Annotated in this window: 17 protein-coding genes and 1 riboswitch; of the genes, 6 read left to right on the top strand and 11 right to left on the bottom strand. The window is 42.1% G+C overall.

Features of this window, described 5'->3' with window-relative positions:
• Positions 1 to 48: 48 nt before the first annotated feature.
• Genes GGR22_RS16520 through GGR22_RS16505 form a run of 4 tightly spaced genes read right to left on the bottom strand, consistent with a single transcriptional unit; the run spans position 49 to position 5,224 of the window.
• Positions 49 to 1,020: a T9SS type A sorting domain-containing protein gene (locus tag GGR22_RS16520; protein WP_182494549.1), complete on the bottom strand. Its 972-nt coding sequence runs from the start codon at positions 1,018 to 1,020 to the stop codon at positions 49 to 51.
• Positions 1,021 to 2,316, bottom strand: coding sequence for a T9SS type A sorting domain-containing protein (locus GGR22_RS16515; RefSeq protein ID WP_182494548.1), 1,296 nt, complete (start codon positions 2,314 to 2,316; stop codon positions 1,021 to 1,023).
• A 26-nt stretch (positions 2,317 to 2,342) separates the two neighbouring features.
• Positions 2,343 to 3,389 carry a DUF5074 domain-containing protein gene (locus GGR22_RS16510; protein WP_182494547.1) on the bottom strand — a complete coding sequence of 349 codons (1,047 nt, stop codon included), beginning with the start codon at positions 3,387 to 3,389 and terminating at the stop codon, positions 2,343 to 2,345.
• A gap of 2 nt (positions 3,390 to 3,391) precedes the next feature.
• Positions 3,392 to 5,224: a TonB-dependent receptor plug domain-containing protein gene (locus tag GGR22_RS16505; protein ID WP_182494546.1), complete on the bottom strand. Its 1,833-nt coding sequence runs from the start codon at positions 5,222 to 5,224 to the stop codon at positions 3,392 to 3,394.
• 30 nt (positions 5,225 to 5,254) lie between these two features.
• A riboswitch (cobalamin riboswitch) is annotated at positions 5,255 to 5,449 on the bottom strand.
• Positions 5,450 to 5,522: 73 nt separating this feature from the next.
• Here GGR22_RS16505 and GGR22_RS16500 point away from each other — a divergent pair.
• From GGR22_RS16500 to GGR22_RS16480, 5 genes are all read left to right on the top strand, one after another.
• Positions 5,523 to 6,356 (top strand): T9SS type A sorting domain-containing protein, encoded by an 834-nt coding sequence (locus tag GGR22_RS16500; protein ID WP_182494545.1) that lies wholly within the window; start codon positions 5,523 to 5,525, stop codon positions 6,354 to 6,356.
• Between the two features lie 458 nt (positions 6,357 to 6,814).
• A complete protein-coding gene (locus tag GGR22_RS16495; protein ID WP_121377535.1) occupies positions 6,815 to 7,957 on the top strand; it encodes an ABC transporter substrate-binding protein in 1,143 nt (380 codons plus the stop codon).
• A gap of 7 nt (positions 7,958 to 7,964) precedes the next feature.
• Positions 7,965 to 8,996 (top strand): FecCD family ABC transporter permease, encoded by a 1,032-nt coding sequence (locus GGR22_RS16490; RefSeq protein ID WP_121377536.1) that lies wholly within the window; start codon positions 7,965 to 7,967, stop codon positions 8,994 to 8,996.
• Positions 8,996 to 9,787 (top strand): ABC transporter ATP-binding protein, encoded by a 792-nt coding sequence (locus GGR22_RS16485; protein WP_182494579.1) that lies wholly within the window; start codon positions 8,996 to 8,998, stop codon positions 9,785 to 9,787. Before GGR22_RS16490 ends, GGR22_RS16485 begins: the two co-directional genes overlap by 1 nt.
• Positions 9,788 to 9,835: 48 nt before the next feature.
• A complete protein-coding gene (locus tag GGR22_RS16480; RefSeq protein WP_182494544.1) occupies positions 9,836 to 10,342 on the top strand; it encodes a hypothetical protein in 507 nt (168 codons plus the stop codon).
• A gap of 6 nt (positions 10,343 to 10,348) precedes the next feature.
• Here the strand turns inward: GGR22_RS16480 and GGR22_RS16475 are convergent, their stop codons facing one another.
• Genes GGR22_RS16475 through GGR22_RS16465 form a run of 3 tightly spaced genes read right to left on the bottom strand, consistent with a single transcriptional unit; the run spans position 10,349 to position 13,034 of the window.
• A complete protein-coding gene (locus GGR22_RS16475) occupies positions 10,349 to 11,956 on the bottom strand; it encodes a class I SAM-dependent methyltransferase (RefSeq protein WP_182494543.1) in 1,608 nt (535 codons plus the stop codon).
• 38 nt (positions 11,957 to 11,994) lie between these two features.
• Positions 11,995 to 12,444, bottom strand: coding sequence for a tRNA (cytidine(34)-2'-O)-methyltransferase (locus GGR22_RS16470; protein ID WP_182494542.1), 450 nt, complete (start codon positions 12,442 to 12,444; stop codon positions 11,995 to 11,997).
• Between the two features lie 20 nt (positions 12,445 to 12,464).
• Positions 12,465 to 13,034, bottom strand: a complete 570-nt coding sequence (locus GGR22_RS16465) for a pseudouridine synthase (RefSeq protein WP_182494541.1) — start codon at positions 13,032 to 13,034, stop codon at positions 12,465 to 12,467.
• Positions 13,035 to 13,157: 123 nt separating this feature from the next.
• Here GGR22_RS16465 and GGR22_RS16460 point away from each other — a divergent pair, with 123 nt between their 5' ends.
• Positions 13,158 to 13,499: a hypothetical protein gene (locus GGR22_RS16460; protein WP_182494540.1), complete on the top strand. Its 342-nt coding sequence runs from the start codon at positions 13,158 to 13,160 to the stop codon at positions 13,497 to 13,499.
• A gap of 24 nt (positions 13,500 to 13,523) precedes the next feature.
• Here the strand turns inward: GGR22_RS16460 and GGR22_RS16455 are convergent, their stop codons facing one another.
• From GGR22_RS16455 to GGR22_RS16440, 4 genes are all read right to left on the bottom strand, one after another.
• Entirely contained in the window at positions 13,524 to 14,063 is a 540-nt protein-coding gene (locus GGR22_RS16455; protein ID WP_121377543.1) for a YceI family protein, read from the bottom strand.
• Positions 14,064 to 14,150: 87 nt separating this feature from the next.
• Positions 14,151 to 14,591 carry a DUF6526 family protein gene (locus GGR22_RS16450; protein ID WP_182494539.1) on the bottom strand — a complete coding sequence of 147 codons (441 nt, stop codon included), beginning with the start codon at positions 14,589 to 14,591 and terminating at the stop codon, positions 14,151 to 14,153.
• A gap of 67 nt (positions 14,592 to 14,658) precedes the next feature.
• Positions 14,659 to 15,075 carry a hypothetical protein gene (locus GGR22_RS16445; protein WP_182494538.1) on the bottom strand — a complete coding sequence of 139 codons (417 nt, stop codon included), beginning with the start codon at positions 15,073 to 15,075 and terminating at the stop codon, positions 14,659 to 14,661.
• A gap of 193 nt (positions 15,076 to 15,268) precedes the next feature.
• Complete coding sequence (locus tag GGR22_RS16440; protein WP_182494537.1) at positions 15,269 to 16,870, bottom strand: T9SS type A sorting domain-containing protein; 1,602 nt, start codon at positions 16,868 to 16,870, stop codon at positions 15,269 to 15,271.
• Positions 16,871 to 16,976 lie beyond the last annotated feature (106 nt).

The raw sequence follows: 16,976 nt of genomic DNA, 5'->3' as shown, positions 1-16,976 counted from the left end.
AAAAAAGGCTTCCGTTTGGAAGCCTTTTTAGTATGCAATTATAATCGATTAGTGAACAACCAATCGTTCGTTACTCTTTTTGGTTCCATACACTATTTCGACAATGTAAACGCCTTTGTTCAATTCCGAAACCGGTATACCTTCCTGAGTTTGTATGTTTTTTTGGAACACCATCCTTCCCGAAATATCATAGATTGTTACCAAAGCTGCTTCTTGCAGATTGCCAATATAGAATTTTTCAGAAGCGGGGTTCGGATACAAGCGAAGTTCTTTCCTTGAAGGATTCTGTACTCCCAAAGTCGCTTGGTTGATAACACCTACCCCATCGAGATCAAATCCTCCCGAATTAAAAGGCGTCGGAAAAGAATCGTTCACGGCATTACCAAAGCTATCGTAGGTCGCATACAAAGGATCGATAGACCCTACGACATCAATAATCTTTACATGGGTAATAGTATTCTTGTCCAACAACGGGCTGTTCGGAATATCGCTCAAATCAAAAGGCACGCCTTTGCTTCCGTATTTCCCAGCAAGGTTGTTGAGATAAGGTGCCGAAGGGGTTCCAAAGCTGCCGATCTGCGTGGTTGTCTGCGTTTCACTATGGGCTGGAAACCTGAAAAAATGAATCCCGTCGGAACTTACTTCTACAAAACCGAGTTCCAAGAATGCGGGCCCGCTGTTTTCAAAAACAGCAAAGTCAAATCCTGGTCCGTTAATGATCGGCAGTTCAAATGTCAAGATGGCACTGCCTTCGTCTCCCAAGCTTACTATGCTTCCCGTCGCAGGCCCTATCGCGTTTTCTGGAACGCCTACAGAAGCTCTGTTACTTCCAGCTACAACAAGACTCGGGTTTGCCTTATTCACATAGCCTCTTTCTACCGTAGCGCCTGTTGCCCAGGCCACAAAAAGCGGACTGCTAGGCTCCATGGCAGTTGATCCGGCGATGCCGGCCGCAGGAGCATACGATTGGCCATTGGCTGCCAGCGATATCAGGAAAGCGAAAGACAGGAATCGTTTCATTTATCTTTTTATTATTTTTTGGACGCTTCTTACGTTATCGATCGTAATTTCTACGACATACATTCCTGGATTTAATTCTGAAATAGCAACTCCAGAAACGGCATATGCTTGATTTTTAACCAATCTTCCAGACATGTCATACATTTTTATTGTAGCAGGCTGGTCGGTGTTGATGTAAAATTGATCTGTAGCCGGATTCGGATAAAGCGCAATATCGAGTTTGGCGTGCTCTCTTGTTCCCAAATTGCTATCCACAGCTTTAAGGAAAGCGTTTGGCAATTTGCCGACCGTATAGGTGTTTAGCAAGGCGCCATCTGTTGTAGAATGTACATATACTTTACCGTCTGCTACATAATTGACCGCATCGCCTACATAGATCTTGTTGTTGATGATTTCCATGCCGTAGATGCCGTATAGGTTTTGTGGAGGCAGCGTAAAGAAAGGCGTTGTAGGCACTACGTTTGACGTTGTCGTTGCTTTAAAAACATCGGCATCGATGCCATAATACATATCAGTACCGTCTATTTTCAAGTTTGAAGGATGTTCTTGCGGAAAATCCATCTGCCCTATCACCGTATTTGTTGTCGTATTGATCTTGACTAAAGCACCGTAAGTTTCAGTTCCGGCCCAGCTCGGCTTTCCGCCGCAAAGAACGTATAAGATGCCGTCTTTTTCTACCATCGAATTAGGCACGTCTCCCACTTGGATCGTTTGCTCTAATGTATTGGTTGTCGGATTGATTACAGAAACGGTATTGCCATAACCATAACCTCCTTGGTGTGCCACATACAGCTTTCCGTTGATTTCTAAGATTCTCTCCACGCCTTCAGGCAAAGCAATATTGGCTTCAATCGTATTGTTAGAAAGGTTGATTACGGCCACATAATCATCGGTCGCGCTTCCTCCGCTTCCCCAATTGGTCACGTATCCTTTCCCGTTGCTAAAAGCAATATATCTAGGATTGTTAAGTCCTGTGCTGATAGTGGCCACATATTGGAACGTTTCTTTATTGACAATTTTGATGGTATTGGAAATATTTACCACGATATAAGCATAGTCGCCATTAACGTTGATGCTTTGCGCAGTATCGCCCAGAGCTCCAGCAGTAGGATTTACGGTTGCATAAATATTGTTCTGCAGGTTTCCTGTATTCGAAAGAAAAGAAACCGAAGCGTTATTAGAGCCTGCGCCTCCTTCATTAAGAATAAATACGCCGTCATTAAAGGTTTGGCCTACAACAGGCAGGCTGGAAAGAGATAATAAGCTTACTACAAGAAAGCCGTAAAGTTGTTTCATGAGATTGGATTAAATAAATTGAATTGTTAGTTAAAATAAAAACCGTTTGGTCCTACTCCTACTGCAACCGGATTTAATAAAGTACCTGTTGTTGAGTAGATGTAAATTTGGCTGTCTGAAGAAAAATCTCCGCCATCAGCAATGTAAATTTTGCCATCGTTTACTGCAAAACCATACATCCTGCCATATATTGATTGCGATTCGTACGTAAGCAACGGAACCGTAGGCGCTGCTGTTGCATTGGCCGCCATCGCAAAAACAGCCGTATCGACCGTATAGTAAATTTTATTGTCTTCAATATTGAGGTTTCTTGCTCCAGCCGAAGTCGCTGCTGCTACCGTAATCGGCGTGCCTACCACCGTATTGGTAGAGAGGTTGATTTTTGCCAGCTTTTCAGAACCTAGAACATATAAGGTCCCGTTTTCTTCTTCAAATGCGTTAGGGCTAAATCCTAATGGAATTGTTGTTTCGATACTATTTGTAGCAGGATTAAAAACAGTTACAGAGGTACCGCTGCCGAAGTAGCCGTTCATAATGTAGATCTTGCCGTTTTCTTCTATGATTTTTTCCGACCAATTGTTCATCGCCACTCGGCTTGTCGTATAGTTTGAAAGATCAATTACGGTAAGGAAATCATCGGAACCTACTTCATAATTATCGTAATTGGTCACATAAGCTTTGCCATCCACCACTACGCCATATCTTGGACTCCTAAAATCAGTGCTGATAGTTGCGATAAACTTAAACGTATAACGGTCTACTACTGTAATCTTATTGGCTAAACCCGAAATGATAAAAGCTCTTGTATCATCAAAAAACATAGACTGGAGCAAGGTGCCCATTTCTGCGGCTTCTGGATTGACATTTCTAAAAACGTCCTGTTCTACGGCACCTGAATTGCTGATAAAAGTGACAGAGCTTGTGGTAATGGTAGAATTTCCTTCGTTCAATACAAAAACTCCATTATCATAATCGCCGAGCGACTCATTTGACGAATTATCATCACTGCTACAGGAAGCCAAGAAAAGCGAGCTAGCGAACAGCATTACAAAAATTCTATTGAACTTTTTCATATTTAAAAATTTAAGGTTAGATACATATTAAAATTGCGTCCCGGCAAATACCGGCTTTCGACGCTGGCATACTTTTTATCCAGGAGATTCAGTACTTGGAAGCCTAGAATGCAAGAATTCTTTTTGCCAAAGTCATAATGGAGAGAAGCATTGCTTACCAAATAAGCGTCGATGTTATATCTTGAATTGTTGTCGGATCTCGTAAAGACTTCGCCGTTATACAACAGCTGATAGTCTGCCGACAGCTTCTTCCAAGAATAGCTTAGTGATGAAGTAGCTTTGTGGTACGGCACATAAATCAACTGCTTCTTTTTTTCCATGTCTTCCGAAACCGTATACCCGTATGTCCCGTTCAGCATCACATGATGGTTTCCGAAGTTTTTGCTCCAGCTTACGATTGCTTCCCCTCCATACGTCCTTACTTTGTTGGTATTTTGTGGCGACCAGTTCGAACCGTTCGGAATCCAGCGGAGCATGTCCTTGATATCGATATAATACCCTGTCAGGGTGATCTTGAAAGTATTGAAACGGAACTCATTGCCCAATTCAGCTTGGTATGACGATTCAGGTTTTAAGTTTTCGTTTCCTCCCGGCTGCCAGTACAAGTCATTGAATGTCGGCACCCTAAAGTTTTTAGAACCGTTAAGTTTCAAGGTATAAAAATCAGCCGCTTTCCAGCTCGTTCCTAAAGAAAACAGGAGCGGACTTTTGTAATTATTCGTAAATTCTTTCCTAAGGCTTGCTTCATACAAGAACTTTTTCGTCAGGTTGTGCTTCAACAACAAGCTGGCCGAACCAATGTTTCGCTGTTCGTTTTTGATGTCAGAACCCTTTCCTTTGTTCTGCGTATAATCCAAGATCGCATTCAGCTGAATGGCATCAGTAGCTTGAAAGGCAAGATCGTACTTCCCGATATAGGTTTTTACCTCGCCAAAGGTGTAAGACTCCGAATCGATATTGTCGAAGTATTTATATTTTTCGCTCAGGGCGCCGACTTTTACTTTGGAAACAAACCGTCCAAAAAAGCTGTCCCATTCCAGCAGATTTCTAGTATTCAGGTCTTGGTATTTGGTCTTGATTTCCGAAGGAAAGATCAGCGAAAAATGCCTTTCCCCGTCAAACACATAGCTGTATAATTTCAAGAAATTGTTATCGTTGATCTTATACCCAATTGTCGCATTCATGCTGGTATTGTAATATTGGCCGTTCAGGTTTTTGTCGTCAGAATCCACATAATCATAGTCGTTGTCGGAGCTGTTTCTGGAAATGCTGACCTGCGCGCTGAATTTTCCGTCAGACGCATCGAGCTTGTAATTGCCTCCAAACGTATTGAAACTGCCGTAGTTGAGACGGAGCGAGTTTGAAAAATGATCCTCAAACTTCAAGGTATTGTTCAGGTGGATACTGCCTCCAATGGCACTGCTTCCATAAATAGAACTTCCGCCGCCTGCCCTTACGGATATGCTGTTGAAATCCCTTGTGGTAATCGTATTAAAATCAGTCTGTCCGTTGAGCTGCGAATTGATGTTGATTCCGTTCCAGACCACGGCGGTTTGCTGGGCGGTCGTTCCTCTAAACGAAGGCGAAGACACCATCCCCAAGCCATTCTCCTTGAAATAAATTACAGTATTGTAATTCAGCAGCGAGGTAAGCGAAGCTTGGTTTTTGTTGATGATGGAATCGGACAGTTTTAGCACCGACTGGGAATCTGAATAATTTTTAAGCTGCAGATCCGAAATCTCCACAACCTCTAAATGATGGATGCTGTCGTGCTGTGCCAATGCAGATTGGCAGATGCTGAAAAGCAAAAACAGGTATAGTTTTTTAAAAGTCATAATTTCGAAACCTTTTTCCCGAAGGCTTGATAATTGTTAAGAAAAAAGGCAGGTCTCCTGGCTTGCGTCTTGCTGTTTACCTTCCCATCCGCCGAGCGGACAGTGGTTTGTAGATAACAGCAAGCTGGATAGCTTACAGTTGCGGGAACAGCTTTGGTCTTGAACCAAATTCCCTTTTAATGTGATTATAAAACACCAATCACAACCTTAATTCGAGTGCAAATATACTATAAGTTCTATATTTTCTCCTGATTTCCTAAATATTTATATATTTACGTACATCATAAAAATCTCAATTATGAAGAGAATACTACTTTTTTTGCTGGTTCCGATGCTATCCTTTGCGCAAAACACAGGAATTGAAATGCTATTGGTAAACCCTGATGTCGGAACTCCTTCGTCTTATTGGGGTGCCCGTACTTCAAACGATTCTGGCTTGAACGCTATTTTACAGTCACATGCCGTAACAGTCTATACACTGAAACTTGGAAATCCTTATTACGAATACGACACCAAAACGGTGCAGATCCAATGTGCCGACTGCAATCTCAATGCGCTCAAGGCCGATCTAGAAGCCTATTCTTCGGTAGTCACAAAAGCTACGCTGGCAAGCCCTGCCTATTTTATAAACAACTTGTCGGTCATGTTACGAAACGCAGCAGCAGGAACGTCTACCGGAACGGTCATGAACATCGCTACTACCAATGATTCTGGGTTGAACCAGATTTTTCAAAACTTTAATGTGCGATCGTATGATATCTATGGGGATCTCAACCATTATAAATTAAGATGCGATTGCGATAACACATTGCTAAAAGCGGCTTTAGACAATTACGATACTATTGTCCTAACTACAGATTTTTTTAACGCTGCCTATCTTTTAAGCAACCAAGACTTTAAAAACCCGAACCCTAAAATTTATCCGAATCCTTTCAGCTCCAGTTTTCAGATCGAAACAAACGCGGTTGTTTCCAACTATTCGCTCTACGATATTTCTGGAAAACTTTTGATTTCTACCGATTCTAAAGCCAAACTAGACAATCATTCCAGCCTGATTTCAAGCGGTGCTTATCTTTTAAAACTAACGTTTGACAACCAAGAGAATTACACCCAAAAATTGATTAAGATCTAATCCAGAAAGCCATGCTGTCGTCAGCAGTTTTTAGGTTGATGTGTCGTTACTTCCTAGTGTCGTGCCTAGTTTTTATGTTTATGTAAACTCACTTTATGTTGTCATAAACAGTTTTCATGTTGACGTGAACATGATTCATGCTGTCGTACATAGTTTTTAGCTTGCATCAAACTTACTTCATGTTATCATGAACAGTTTTCATCTTGCATTGAATATGATTCAAGATGTCGTACATAGTTTTTAGGTTGCATTACACTCACTTTATGTTGTCGTAAATAGTTTTCATGTTGCATTGAACATTATTCATGCTGTCGTACATGGTTTTCAGCCCCATAAAAACAAGGCTAAAAACTGCAGTTTTCAGCTGCCCTAAAATCATCGCAATCCAAAAATCATAAAAACTGATGTCGGTTCAAGACAATAACTTTTATCTTTGCGGTCTTCACAAAAACTTTTTTATGAAACCAATTCTTTCAAGATACACTCTATTTCTGTTTTTAGTTTTTGCTATTGGATGCAAAAAAAATGAAGAAAATACGACTATAGCTGCAGCAAAAATCACGAATGCTATCCGTTATGCCAAAGGCTTCGAGCTGTATAAATATGAAGGATATTCTACCGTAAAAGTCTCTAATCCATGGCCCGATGCCAACAAGACCTTTACTTATGTATTGCACAAAAAGGGCGTTGCCATACCCGACAGCCTAAAAAATTATATCGCCGTACAAGTGCCGATAAAAAACATAGTCGTTACCTCAACGACGCACATTCCTTCGCTAGAAATGCTGGGCGTAGAAAATACGCTGCTCGGCTTTCCGAATACTGAGTATATTTCTTCCGAAAAAACTCGAAAGCTGATCGATGCCGGAAAAGTAAAGGAAGTAGGCGAAAACCAATTGCTCAATACGGAAGTGCTGATTGATCTCGCTCCCGATGCCATCGTCGGATACAGCAGTAGCAGCGATACCAAAGCCTATGACAATCTTGAAAAAAGCGGCCTCAAGATTTTGTTTAACGGCGACTGGACCGAAGAATCGCCTTTGGGAAAAGCGGAATGGATCAAATTCTTTGGAGCCTTGTATGGCTTAGACGAAAAGGCCGAACAGCTATTTTCTGAGGTCGAGACGGCCTATAAAGAAGCTTCTGAACTGGCCAAAAAAGCAACGACTAGGCCTACGGTGCTTAGCGGCGCTATCTACAAAGGGCAATGGTACATGCCGCGCGGTAACAGCTGGGCGTCCTTGTTCTTGAAAGATGCGAATGCCGATTATCTTTGGGCCGATACCGAAGGAACTGGCAGCTTGTCGCTATCGTTCGAAACGGTTCTGGAAAAGGCCGAAAACGTAGATTTCTGGGTCGGGCCAGCGCAGTTCACTACCTTTAAGGAAATGACCGACAGCAATCCGAATTACGCTTATTTCAAAGCTTTTAAAGATAAAAACGTTTATTCCTTCAGCAGTAAAAAGGGAAAGACGGGCGGACTATTGTATTATGAATTGGCGCCCAACCGTCCGGACCTAATATTGAAAGACCTTATCAAGATATTGCATCCTGAAATCCTGCCCGATTACGAGCTGTACTTTTTTGAAAAACTGAAATAACAAGCCATTGCATCAAAACAGTCGAAATAGGATTCTTTTCACGGCACTGCTCCTTTCTCTTGCAGTGTGTTTTCTGCTGAACATCAGCCTGGGTTCGGTGCATATTCCGATAGAAGACATTGCCAGTTCCCTTTCGGGAGGGCAGGCCAGCAAAAACTCTTGGGAAATCATTATTTGGAATTACCGCCTGCCGAAAGCCCTTACCGCCATTCTTGTCGGCATGGGACTGTCCATCAGCGGACTGTTGATGCAGACCCTGTTTCGCAATCCGTTAGCCGGTCCTGATGTATTGGGATTGAGCTCGGGAGCCAGCATGGGTGTTGCTTTTGTGATTTTGGGCGCTGGCTTATTGCCTCCTTTTTTAAGCAGTTTCTTTCTTTCTCCCTACGGAATCGTACTTGCTTCGTGTATTGGCAGCCTTATTGTCTTGGCCGCCGTCTTGGTCGTTTCGCAAAAGCTTCGCAATACTATGGCCATCTTGATCGTGGGCTTGATGTTCGGAAGCTTTACCAATGCCATCATAGGCGTGCTCTCCTATTTCAGTACTGCAGAAGAACTGCAGAAGTTTACCTTCTGGTCTTTAGGAAGCTTGGGCAACCAGCCTTGGTCGAATATCCTTGTGCTTTCAATATGCTGCTGTATCGGACTGCTGTTGAGCGCCTTGTGCATCAAGCCTCTAAACGCTTTGCTCTTGGGCGAGCGCTATGCGAAAAGTTTGGGAATCAATTTCAAGAAGACACGACTCGCCATCATCCTAGCCACCAGCTTATTGGCAGGCAGCATCACCGCTTTTGCCGGACCGATTGCGTTTATAGGATTGGCCGTGCCGCACATTGCTAAAATGATCTTTCAGACCAGCAGCCACTATATCCTCTTTTGGGGCACCCTGCTTCTCGGTGCTACCATCTTACTGATCTGCGACACCGTTTCGCAGATGCCGGGCAATGATTTTACGCTGCCGATAAATGCCATCACCTCTATTATCGGAGCCCCGATTGTCGTCTGGCTTCTGGTACGCAAACGAAAATTCATGATATGATGGAAACAGGACAAACGATACTATCGGCTACAGCACTAAGCATCGGCTATTCTTCCAAGAAAGGGAAAAATGGTATCGCTTCTGACATCCATCTGGATTTGAAATCGGGAACGCTGACGGCTTTGATCGGCGCGAACGGAATCGGAAAGTCTACCCTCTTGCGCACGCTGACCGGAATACAAAAAGCACTTTCTGGAAACGTAGTCTTAAACGGGAAAAGCATCGAAAGCTATAGCCCGATTCAACTGGCGCAGCAATTGAGCATCGTATTGACCGAAAGCTTGCCGCCCAGCAATCTGACGGTTTTTGAATTGGTCGCTTTGGGAAGGCAGCCGTATACGAATTGGATCGGAAAGCTTGCGGCGGAAGATCTCGAAAAGATACAGGAGGCCATGAGCCTGACGCAAATCACGCATCTGGCACAGAAAAAACATTACGAGATCAGCGACGGACAGTTGCAAAAAGTATTGGTGGCAAGAGCCTTGGCGCAAAACACGCCCCTGATTATCTTAGACGAACCGACGACGCATTTGGATTTGCTTCATAAAGTTTCGCTTTTGAAACTGCTAAAAAAGCTAGCCTCCGAAACAAAAAAGTGCATCTTGTTTTCGACACACGACTTGGATCTGGCATTGCAATTAAGCGACGAGATGATCGTAATGAACTCAAAGCAAACCGTGCAGGACACGCCCCCGAATCTTATCCACAATGGAATATTGAATTCTTTATTTGAAGACGAAAACATCTTTTTTGATGCCGACAAGGCTAAATTTATTCTTAAAAATTTATAAAATAAGGCCCGCATCTGCTATCTTTGATAGACACTAAAAGCAGTACTAATGAAAACTTGTCTATCCATTCTCTTCGTTTTCACGGTTTTTCTCTCCAATGCGCAAAACAAGATAACCTTGACGCCAAAAGGTTTTGAGCCCAATCCGATTGTCGGCAGCCTGCCGCAAATGACCAACGAAAAATTCATCGAAGGCACGCAGCTCTGGGCGCAAGAATTCAGCCAAGGCGAAGCCGATATTTCTGAAGTCACAGAAAATTCGATGACAATCGATGCGCTTAGGGACAATGCTTTTTTCTATCGGAACTTGGGCGAGACTTTCTTCCATAAAGTAAAATACCGTATCAAGATTTTTAAGGAAGGAAACCGCTATTCACTTACGTTTCAGGTCACTGAAATTTATGCAAAGAAGACGCTCTTAAAATCAGCCATTACAGATTATCTGACGGCTGACGGAAAACCAAAAGACGGTTTCCAAGATGTGAAGCCTTCTATTGAGAAAACCGCGGGCATTATAGTGGATTCGTATGCCCGATACATGAACAATTTCAGATAATCCCTCCTACTCTCCTTTAAGCAGGTTGATGCTTACGGTAGCGATGTCGGCTTCCGGAAATCTTCTAAAAATAGCCTTATCGGGAAACAACTGTGCCTCTGCCGCAATCTTGTTAAAGACATCAATTTCGACGATATACTGGTCAGAAAAACCATGCGTGGCATCGTAAGCCGTCGCTGCTGTCTTTCCTATATTCTTGGCGGCCAACGCTGGATTTATGGTATGCAGTTCTATCAACAAAAGTCCAAATTTCTTGACATAAGGCGACCACTTTTTTAAATGCTCCAACAGATTGTCTTCTACAAGATTGTTCGAAATTCTTTTTCCTCTGTAGGCAAAAGCGCCCGTAGAACTGCTTACCCTATCGGCAGAAATCTGCTTTGGTTCTTCCCAGATACGGTTATGATCGAGAAACGTCCTGACGTTCAAGAGGTCTTTCAAATCGATATTATAGTTCTCCATCAGGTCATTAGACAACAGATCTGGCCTTCCGATATCGCCCCATATTACTTTTGCCCAGATATCCGCCTTGATCAGGTTTGCCCGCGTCACTTTTAAGGCGGCTTGGTTATAATCGGCCCCTACTAAGAACAGCGGGTATTCGTCAAGCATTTTCCCTCTAAGGGTTTGCCTGTCTATGACTTCAAAAATATGCTGCAAGAAGGCACCGTTGCCACAGCCCATGTCTAAGATTCCCTTAGGCTGTTCTTCGATCGGACGGTTGAACAAGTGCACGATGATTTCGTCCACTACCTTAAAATAAGTATCGTGCGCGCCGCCGCTTCCCCAAACATTCATCTCTCTGTCGACATGAATTTCGTTCTCGCCGTCGGCCACCATACGCAACACATTCGGGTCGCCGAAAATCAATTCTTCAATCTTGGCAAAGGTCGGCAGATACGAAACCGTCACGCCGTAGGCACTGGCTCTTTTGGCAAAAAACAAGCCTGTTTCTGTAAACTGGTAATTGCCGTTCTTTTCCAGAAACCAGCCCAGATGCACAAAAAAGTCTAATATCTTCTTGAATTTATCGGGTGTCTTATGGAATTCTTCCGGACGGAAAGACGTTTCCATAAAGTATTTGTGAAACATGCCGTTCATGGCCAGCCGTACGATGGTAGGTCCTATCAGGTAGCCTTCAATATGCTTTAGTATCTGTTTCTGGATTTCATGCGTCAAAGCATCGTCAGAGAATTCGATTCCATAATGGACCTTGAATTTTTCGAAGATAGCATCCAGGCGTTCAAACGGAGCTTCTTCAAAAATCCTAGGATGAAATTGCGTCGAGAATTGTAGCAGATCGACAACATCTTGATACAAATGAAATAGTGAAAATGCTATCGCAGTCTTCTCGTTGGTAGTAAATTTGATGGTATCCGTTGCCGTATCAATATGGTAGTCTAAAAAGCCCTGCGAACAGAGCACGCGAAGTCCCACATTCAGATAGCCTTCGTTTGCCTTAAATCGGGCAGACAGATCGGCCAAGTCGGCCTCTCCGTTTTTTACTATATGCTCAAGGACTCCTTTATTTCTTAAGGCAATTGCTACCGGAGCAACTGCCAGGCCGTCGAGATGCCTGAAAATAGAACTGCGAAGGTGGGATTTATCAATCATAGATGTTTGAGAAAAGCTATTCTCAAATATACTATTTTTTAGATGGAAAGCTGCCTTTTTGCTTCGCCTATGGCAAAGGCTACCGAATTGGCAAGATTGTAGCTCCTAACCAAAGGTGAAATCGGAATGGTCAAATGGTTCTCAAACTTATCCAAGACCTCTTGGCTTAGTCCAACCGATTCTTTGCCAAAAACCAGCCAGTCGCCCTCTTGAAAAGTTTCAGAAAGATACGATTTCGTGCTATGAGAACTGAATAAGAATACTCTTGAAGTATCCGGTATTTGCGCTATCCATTCTTCGACCGACTGGTATTCTTTCCAATCCAAATGCACCCAGTAGTCAAGGCCGGAACGCTTCAGGTTTTTATCTGTAATCTGGAATCCGAAAGGATGGATCAGATGAAGGCGGCTTTCGGTACCGACACAAAGGCGGCCAATATTTCCGGTGTTGTTAGGTATTTCTGGTTCTACAAGAACAATATTTAGCATCTTTTTAAATTTAACTGTTGTTAGAGCGAAAACTCGCTGACTTCTTTTACTTCTCCCGAATGCATATCGCCTAGATAGACATTCCCAACCCGCACTCGCACAAGCCGCAATGTCGGAAACCCTACGGCCGAGGTCATTTTTCGGACTTGGCGGAACTTGCCTTCGTTTAAGGTGATGGATACCCAGCTGGTAGGTCCGTGCCTTTCGTCGCGTATTTTCTTAGAACGAGGCGCAAACCCCGGGTCGTCAATCTTAAAAGCCTGGCAGGGATTGGTTATGTATTTTATTCCGTCAAAGCCAATCTCGACACCACTTTTTAGCTTTTCGATGGCGTCTTCGGTTATTAGCCCATCTACTTGGGCATAATATTCTTTGGTTACTTTTTTGCTTCGAACTAATTCGCTCATCTGTCCGTCTGTCGTTAGAAGCAGCAAACCTTCGGAATCTTCATCAAGCCTTCCGATAGCCATCGTGCCTTCTGGAAAATCATGGAGTTCTCCCAAAAGCTTCTTTTTTCGCTTGAGTTCATACACAAACTGGCTAAGATAGCCGTAAGGTTTGTGAATCAAAAAATGCTTGTGGGCAGACATGACTGAATTTTCGGCAAATTTACCACTAACATTTGGAAATCCGGCAAATTAAAGCAATGTTAAAGATGTAGCTTTTGTTTTTATATAGCTGTAAATTGATTAGGCAATTTAAAAACAACCATCATGGCAGCAGCAAAAGACTTAGGAAATAAAAAATGGAACGGAGAACAGGAAAAAGCAAAGGGTGAAATCAACGAAGGCTTCAGCGGCAAAAACCTTCCCGACGAATATGATCCGTCAAAAGGAAAGCTTAAGACGGAAATCGAAAAAGATACTGCGGGTAATGTGCATGTCGTGAAACGCGCGCGTTCTGTAGAGAGTAATGTAACTCCTACTGAAACTAGCGGAGCGCCTCTAAAAAACAAGAAGAAACCTGAGAATAGGGATAAAAATTCAGATATCGACCCGAATCGTTATCCTACCTCGCATCCTGAAAATAAAAAGGATCGTGGAAACATGAAATAGCAGGGCTTAAAAACCCTGCTTGTTCTAGTCTTCTTCTTTGTCAAATTCAATATTGGCGTGGATTTTTATTTCTTCGCCTATGATGAGATGGCCGGTTTCGGTTACGTCTTCGGCTACAATTCCGAAATCACTACGGTTGAGTTTTCCGCTTATTTCAAAACCTGCTTTCATTTTTCCAAAGCCATCTTTTGCCTGTCCGCCAAAAACGGCATCTAAGACAATTTCTCTAGTTACTGATTTGACGGTTATATTGCCGCTTAATTTGTAGTGGTCGCCTTCAATTTTTTTGAGCTCTGAAGAAGTAAAATGAATTTCTGGAAATTGGTCAGCATCCAAAAAAGCATTTGATTTGATGTGCTCGTCTCTTTCGATATTGTTGGTATCAAAACTGTAGACATCAATCGAAAGGGAAATTTGCGCGGTCTCGAAATCATCATTTTTCGTCGTCATTTTTCCGTTAAAAATCTTGAAGGTGCCTGAAATATGCGAAATCAGCAAGTGCCTGATTTTAAAATCTATATTCGAGTGGTCAGGATCGATAATCCAATGCGTAGTGAAATTCATAATGGTTCGTTTAAAAATGGCTATGTATAAATTTACGCATAGCGATTTTCATTTTATAAAAACAAACCGTGAATTGTTTGTTAAAGTTTAAACCCTGTGATGGTCGGGCTTCCAGTTTTGGATGCTTTTTTTGATTTGGTTTCCAGAAAGATTTTCATCCAGCGCTTTTTTTACTAAGGCAGGCAGCTCTTCGTCTGGTGCAAACCGTAAGGCAAACAGCTGGCTGTCGGACAGCCTGTCTTCCAGCAGTTCTAGCCTTTCGTTAGTGAGAGCAAAATAACGATATCGTAATTCGAGTCGTATGATTCTGTCCTGCAACAGCAAGGCATAATGTTGGCGAAGCATGAAAGCCAGTCCAAAAAAGAGAAGCAGGAGAATGCTGATAAAGATCCAGAGCAGGCTTTCTTTTTCTCTGCCAAAAATAAAATACACACTTACCCCGAGCAGGATTAGCAACAGGGGATAAAAGACAAAATGGTGCGGTGTATAATAGAAACGTATATGGTTTTTATAATCTTGCTTTTTCATAGGATATTGGTTATTTCCTATAAAAATACTCAATAAGTTTGAATAGACAGTGCCTTCTCGGGCTATTCTAACCCATAATCGGATTGTTTATATCCTGAAAGTCAGATTTTTTTACTTCTATGCAGAAGGTGCTGCTGTCCACATATCCTGCTTCTGAAAAATCCAATAGGTACATTTTCTTTCTAAAAAGTCCATGTACGGTAAGAAGAATTTTCTTTGAAGCTTCGGGCTTTTCAAGCAGAAAATGTCTTTTTTCGGTTATCGAATCTCCTATCTTATACCATAATGCATTTCGGAATCTATAATCTAAGATTACAAATTTGTCTCCAAAAAAATGCTTATTGGAATAGTTGGAATAAATTAGCCTTATGCTTCTGTCGGACCTGAAAAGGATCTTTAAAAGGCGCGAGGCTACATTAGCTACAAATTCATATTTAATAGTAGAATCTGTAACTTTGTCTAAAGTTAATTTTGGTGGTTTCATTGTGTAAGAACTTAGGGGGAACCTACAATAGTAAGAATATTTCTTAAAAAAACATTAAAAAATCGATTAAATGCCAAAATAACCCTCGAAATACATCTATAAATTAAAGAACATTCCTAAAATAATAAATTGTATAAAGTTCATACTACAAAAAAACCGCCCTAAGGCGGTTTCTATTTTTAAAAAGTCTCTGTTAGTTTTTGACTAATCGTTTAATCATTGTACCGTTTTGGCTTTCTAGCTTCATGATATAAACTCCCGTTGCAGCCTTTGCAAGGTCAATCGTATATGCATCAGACGAACCGCTAAATTGTTTTGAGTACACCAATTGTCCTGAAATAGAAAACACATTGATTGTATCAACAGCTGTCATCTCTGCAAACTGTATGTTCACAAGACCGTTCGTTGGGTTAGGATAGACAGACACTGAAGCATTTTCAAATCCTGGTGTCGCTAATGGAGGATCAATAGTGACTACATAATCTTCCATTTCACCAAAGTTGTTGTTAGCTACTACTGGTCCGCAAGCAAATTGGTGTCCAAAAGAAGTTGCCAATGATGCCGCAACAACAACACGCATTCTTGTAGTACCCGTCAAAGCTGTTGCTGGAATTGTTATACTACCAGTAACTGCTTGATTTAAGCCAGTACCTATATAAGTATACTCTGTCGACTCAAAAGCTCCGTTATTATTATAATCGACCCAAACGCCAACCGATTCATCTAACCAACCGTCGCCAGATGGCCCTACAGAAACAGAAACGGGGATGGTTGCCCCTACATTAAATACAGGAGGCGCAACAGAGCCACTATAATTGGTGTATCCTGTAGTTGCATTTCCACAAGTTGTAGTATTGTTCAATGTGCCAATAGTAACATTCGTAATTACGTCACCATCGCCACAATTGAAATTAATTGCATTTAAACAATAGCAAGTATCTACCGCATTTTGCCCAACAGAAACTGCTGCAGAAGTAGCGCTTTGACCGCTTCCTGAACAAGTTATGATAACTCTGTAAAAAGTAGCTTGCGACTGGCCTGTCATGCTATAATTCAAAGAAACTTGTGAGGCTCCTAAATTAGTCCATTGGTCTGTTCCGGTCGGAGAAGACTGCCATTGGTAAGAGAACCCTGCTGCCGGAGTCACGCCAGAAGCACCCAAGACAAAAGAAGTCTGATTACAAACAGAAGCTTGTGTAGATGTTGCAGTTCCCACTGCTGGAGTACCCGTACATGCTGTTGCAGCAATGACATCTACTGAATAATCTTCGTATTCTCCATAACCAATATAAGGTGCTGCACAAGAACTTGTTGCAACAATCGCTTGAGAATATTGGGCTTTAACCCTCATTCGAATATTTCCTACCGTAGCCGTAACTGGAATTGCGATAGAAGCTGTTACCACAGAGCCCGCTGCTGGCGAAGTTCCTAAGTTTGTAAATTCTGAGGCATCAAAAGCACCATCATCATTGTAGTCGAACCAAACTCCTACTTGCTGTGTTCCAAAATGGGCAGGAATTGTTACAGAGAGGTCGTAAGACTGTCCTACAATAACACTAGCAGCCGTGCCGCCCGTAAAATCGCTATAGCCTGCTGTTCCACAACCAGAATTATTATTAATTCCTGCAAAAGTAACATTCACAATTTCATCACCTTCAGAACAATCTCCAGTTCCAGGCGTACAATACGATTGTGCCTGAGCTGCAGTCGAGGCCAATAAAAAAGTTCCGAAAAATAAGGATCTAGCTCCTCCAAGGCTTTGTTGCAAAGCCGAAAATAAAGTAGTTTTTTTCATGAAAATTATTTTCATGCAAATAGCTATAAACCAGAGGATAATAATTCTAGTATTAAAATTATTTGCATCGTTATACATTCACTAAAGTATGACTTTTAAGATTAAA

Source organism: Flavobacterium gossypii, assembly GCF_014138495.1.
Taxonomy (GTDB): domain Bacteria; phylum Bacteroidota; class Bacteroidia; order Flavobacteriales; family Flavobacteriaceae; genus Flavobacterium; species Flavobacterium endophyticum.
This window is presented reverse-complemented; position numbering and strand designations above follow the sequence as displayed.

Coding starts and splice junctions, on each gene's coding strand:
- GGR22_RS16475 (WP_182494543.1), bottom strand. CDS start 11,956: ATGATTGATAAATCCCACCTTCGCAGTTCTATTTTCAGGCATCTCGAC.
- GGR22_RS16505 (WP_182494546.1), bottom strand. CDS start 5,224: ATGACTTTTAAAAAACTATACCTGTTTTTGCTTTTCAGCATCTGCCAA.
- GGR22_RS16480 (WP_182494544.1), top strand. CDS start 9,836: ATGAAAACTTGTCTATCCATTCTCTTCGTTTTCACGGTTTTTCTCTCC.
- GGR22_RS16450 (WP_182494539.1), bottom strand. CDS start 14,591: ATGAAAAAGCAAGATTATAAAAACCATATACGTTTCTATTATACACCG.
- GGR22_RS16520 (WP_182494549.1), bottom strand. CDS start 1,020: ATGAAACGATTCCTGTCTTTCGCTTTCCTGATATCGCTGGCAGCCAAT.
- GGR22_RS16500 (WP_182494545.1), top strand. CDS start 5,523: ATGAAGAGAATACTACTTTTTTTGCTGGTTCCGATGCTATCCTTTGCG.
- GGR22_RS16460 (WP_182494540.1), top strand. CDS start 13,158: ATGGCAGCAGCAAAAGACTTAGGAAATAAAAAATGGAACGGAGAACAG.
- GGR22_RS16485 (WP_182494579.1), top strand. CDS start 8,996: ATGGAAACAGGACAAACGATACTATCGGCTACAGCACTAAGCATCGGC.
- GGR22_RS16515 (WP_182494548.1), bottom strand. CDS start 2,316: ATGAAACAACTTTACGGCTTTCTTGTAGTAAGCTTATTATCTCTTTCC.
- GGR22_RS16455 (WP_121377543.1), bottom strand. CDS start 14,063: ATGAATTTCACTACGCATTGGATTATCGATCCTGACCACTCGAATATA.
- GGR22_RS16440 (WP_182494537.1), bottom strand. CDS start 16,870: ATGAAAAAAACTACTTTATTTTCGGCTTTGCAACAAAGCCTTGGAGGA.
- GGR22_RS16470 (WP_182494542.1), bottom strand. CDS start 12,444: ATGCTAAATATTGTTCTTGTAGAACCAGAAATACCTAACAACACCGGA.
- GGR22_RS16495 (WP_121377535.1), top strand. CDS start 6,815: ATGAAACCAATTCTTTCAAGATACACTCTATTTCTGTTTTTAGTTTTT.
- GGR22_RS16465 (WP_182494541.1), bottom strand. CDS start 13,034: ATGTCTGCCCACAAGCATTTTTTGATTCACAAACCTTACGGCTATCTT.
- GGR22_RS16510 (WP_182494547.1), bottom strand. CDS start 3,389: ATGAAAAAGTTCAATAGAATTTTTGTAATGCTGTTCGCTAGCTCGCTT.
- GGR22_RS16445 (WP_182494538.1), bottom strand. CDS start 15,075: ATGAAACCACCAAAATTAACTTTAGACAAAGTTACAGATTCTACTATT.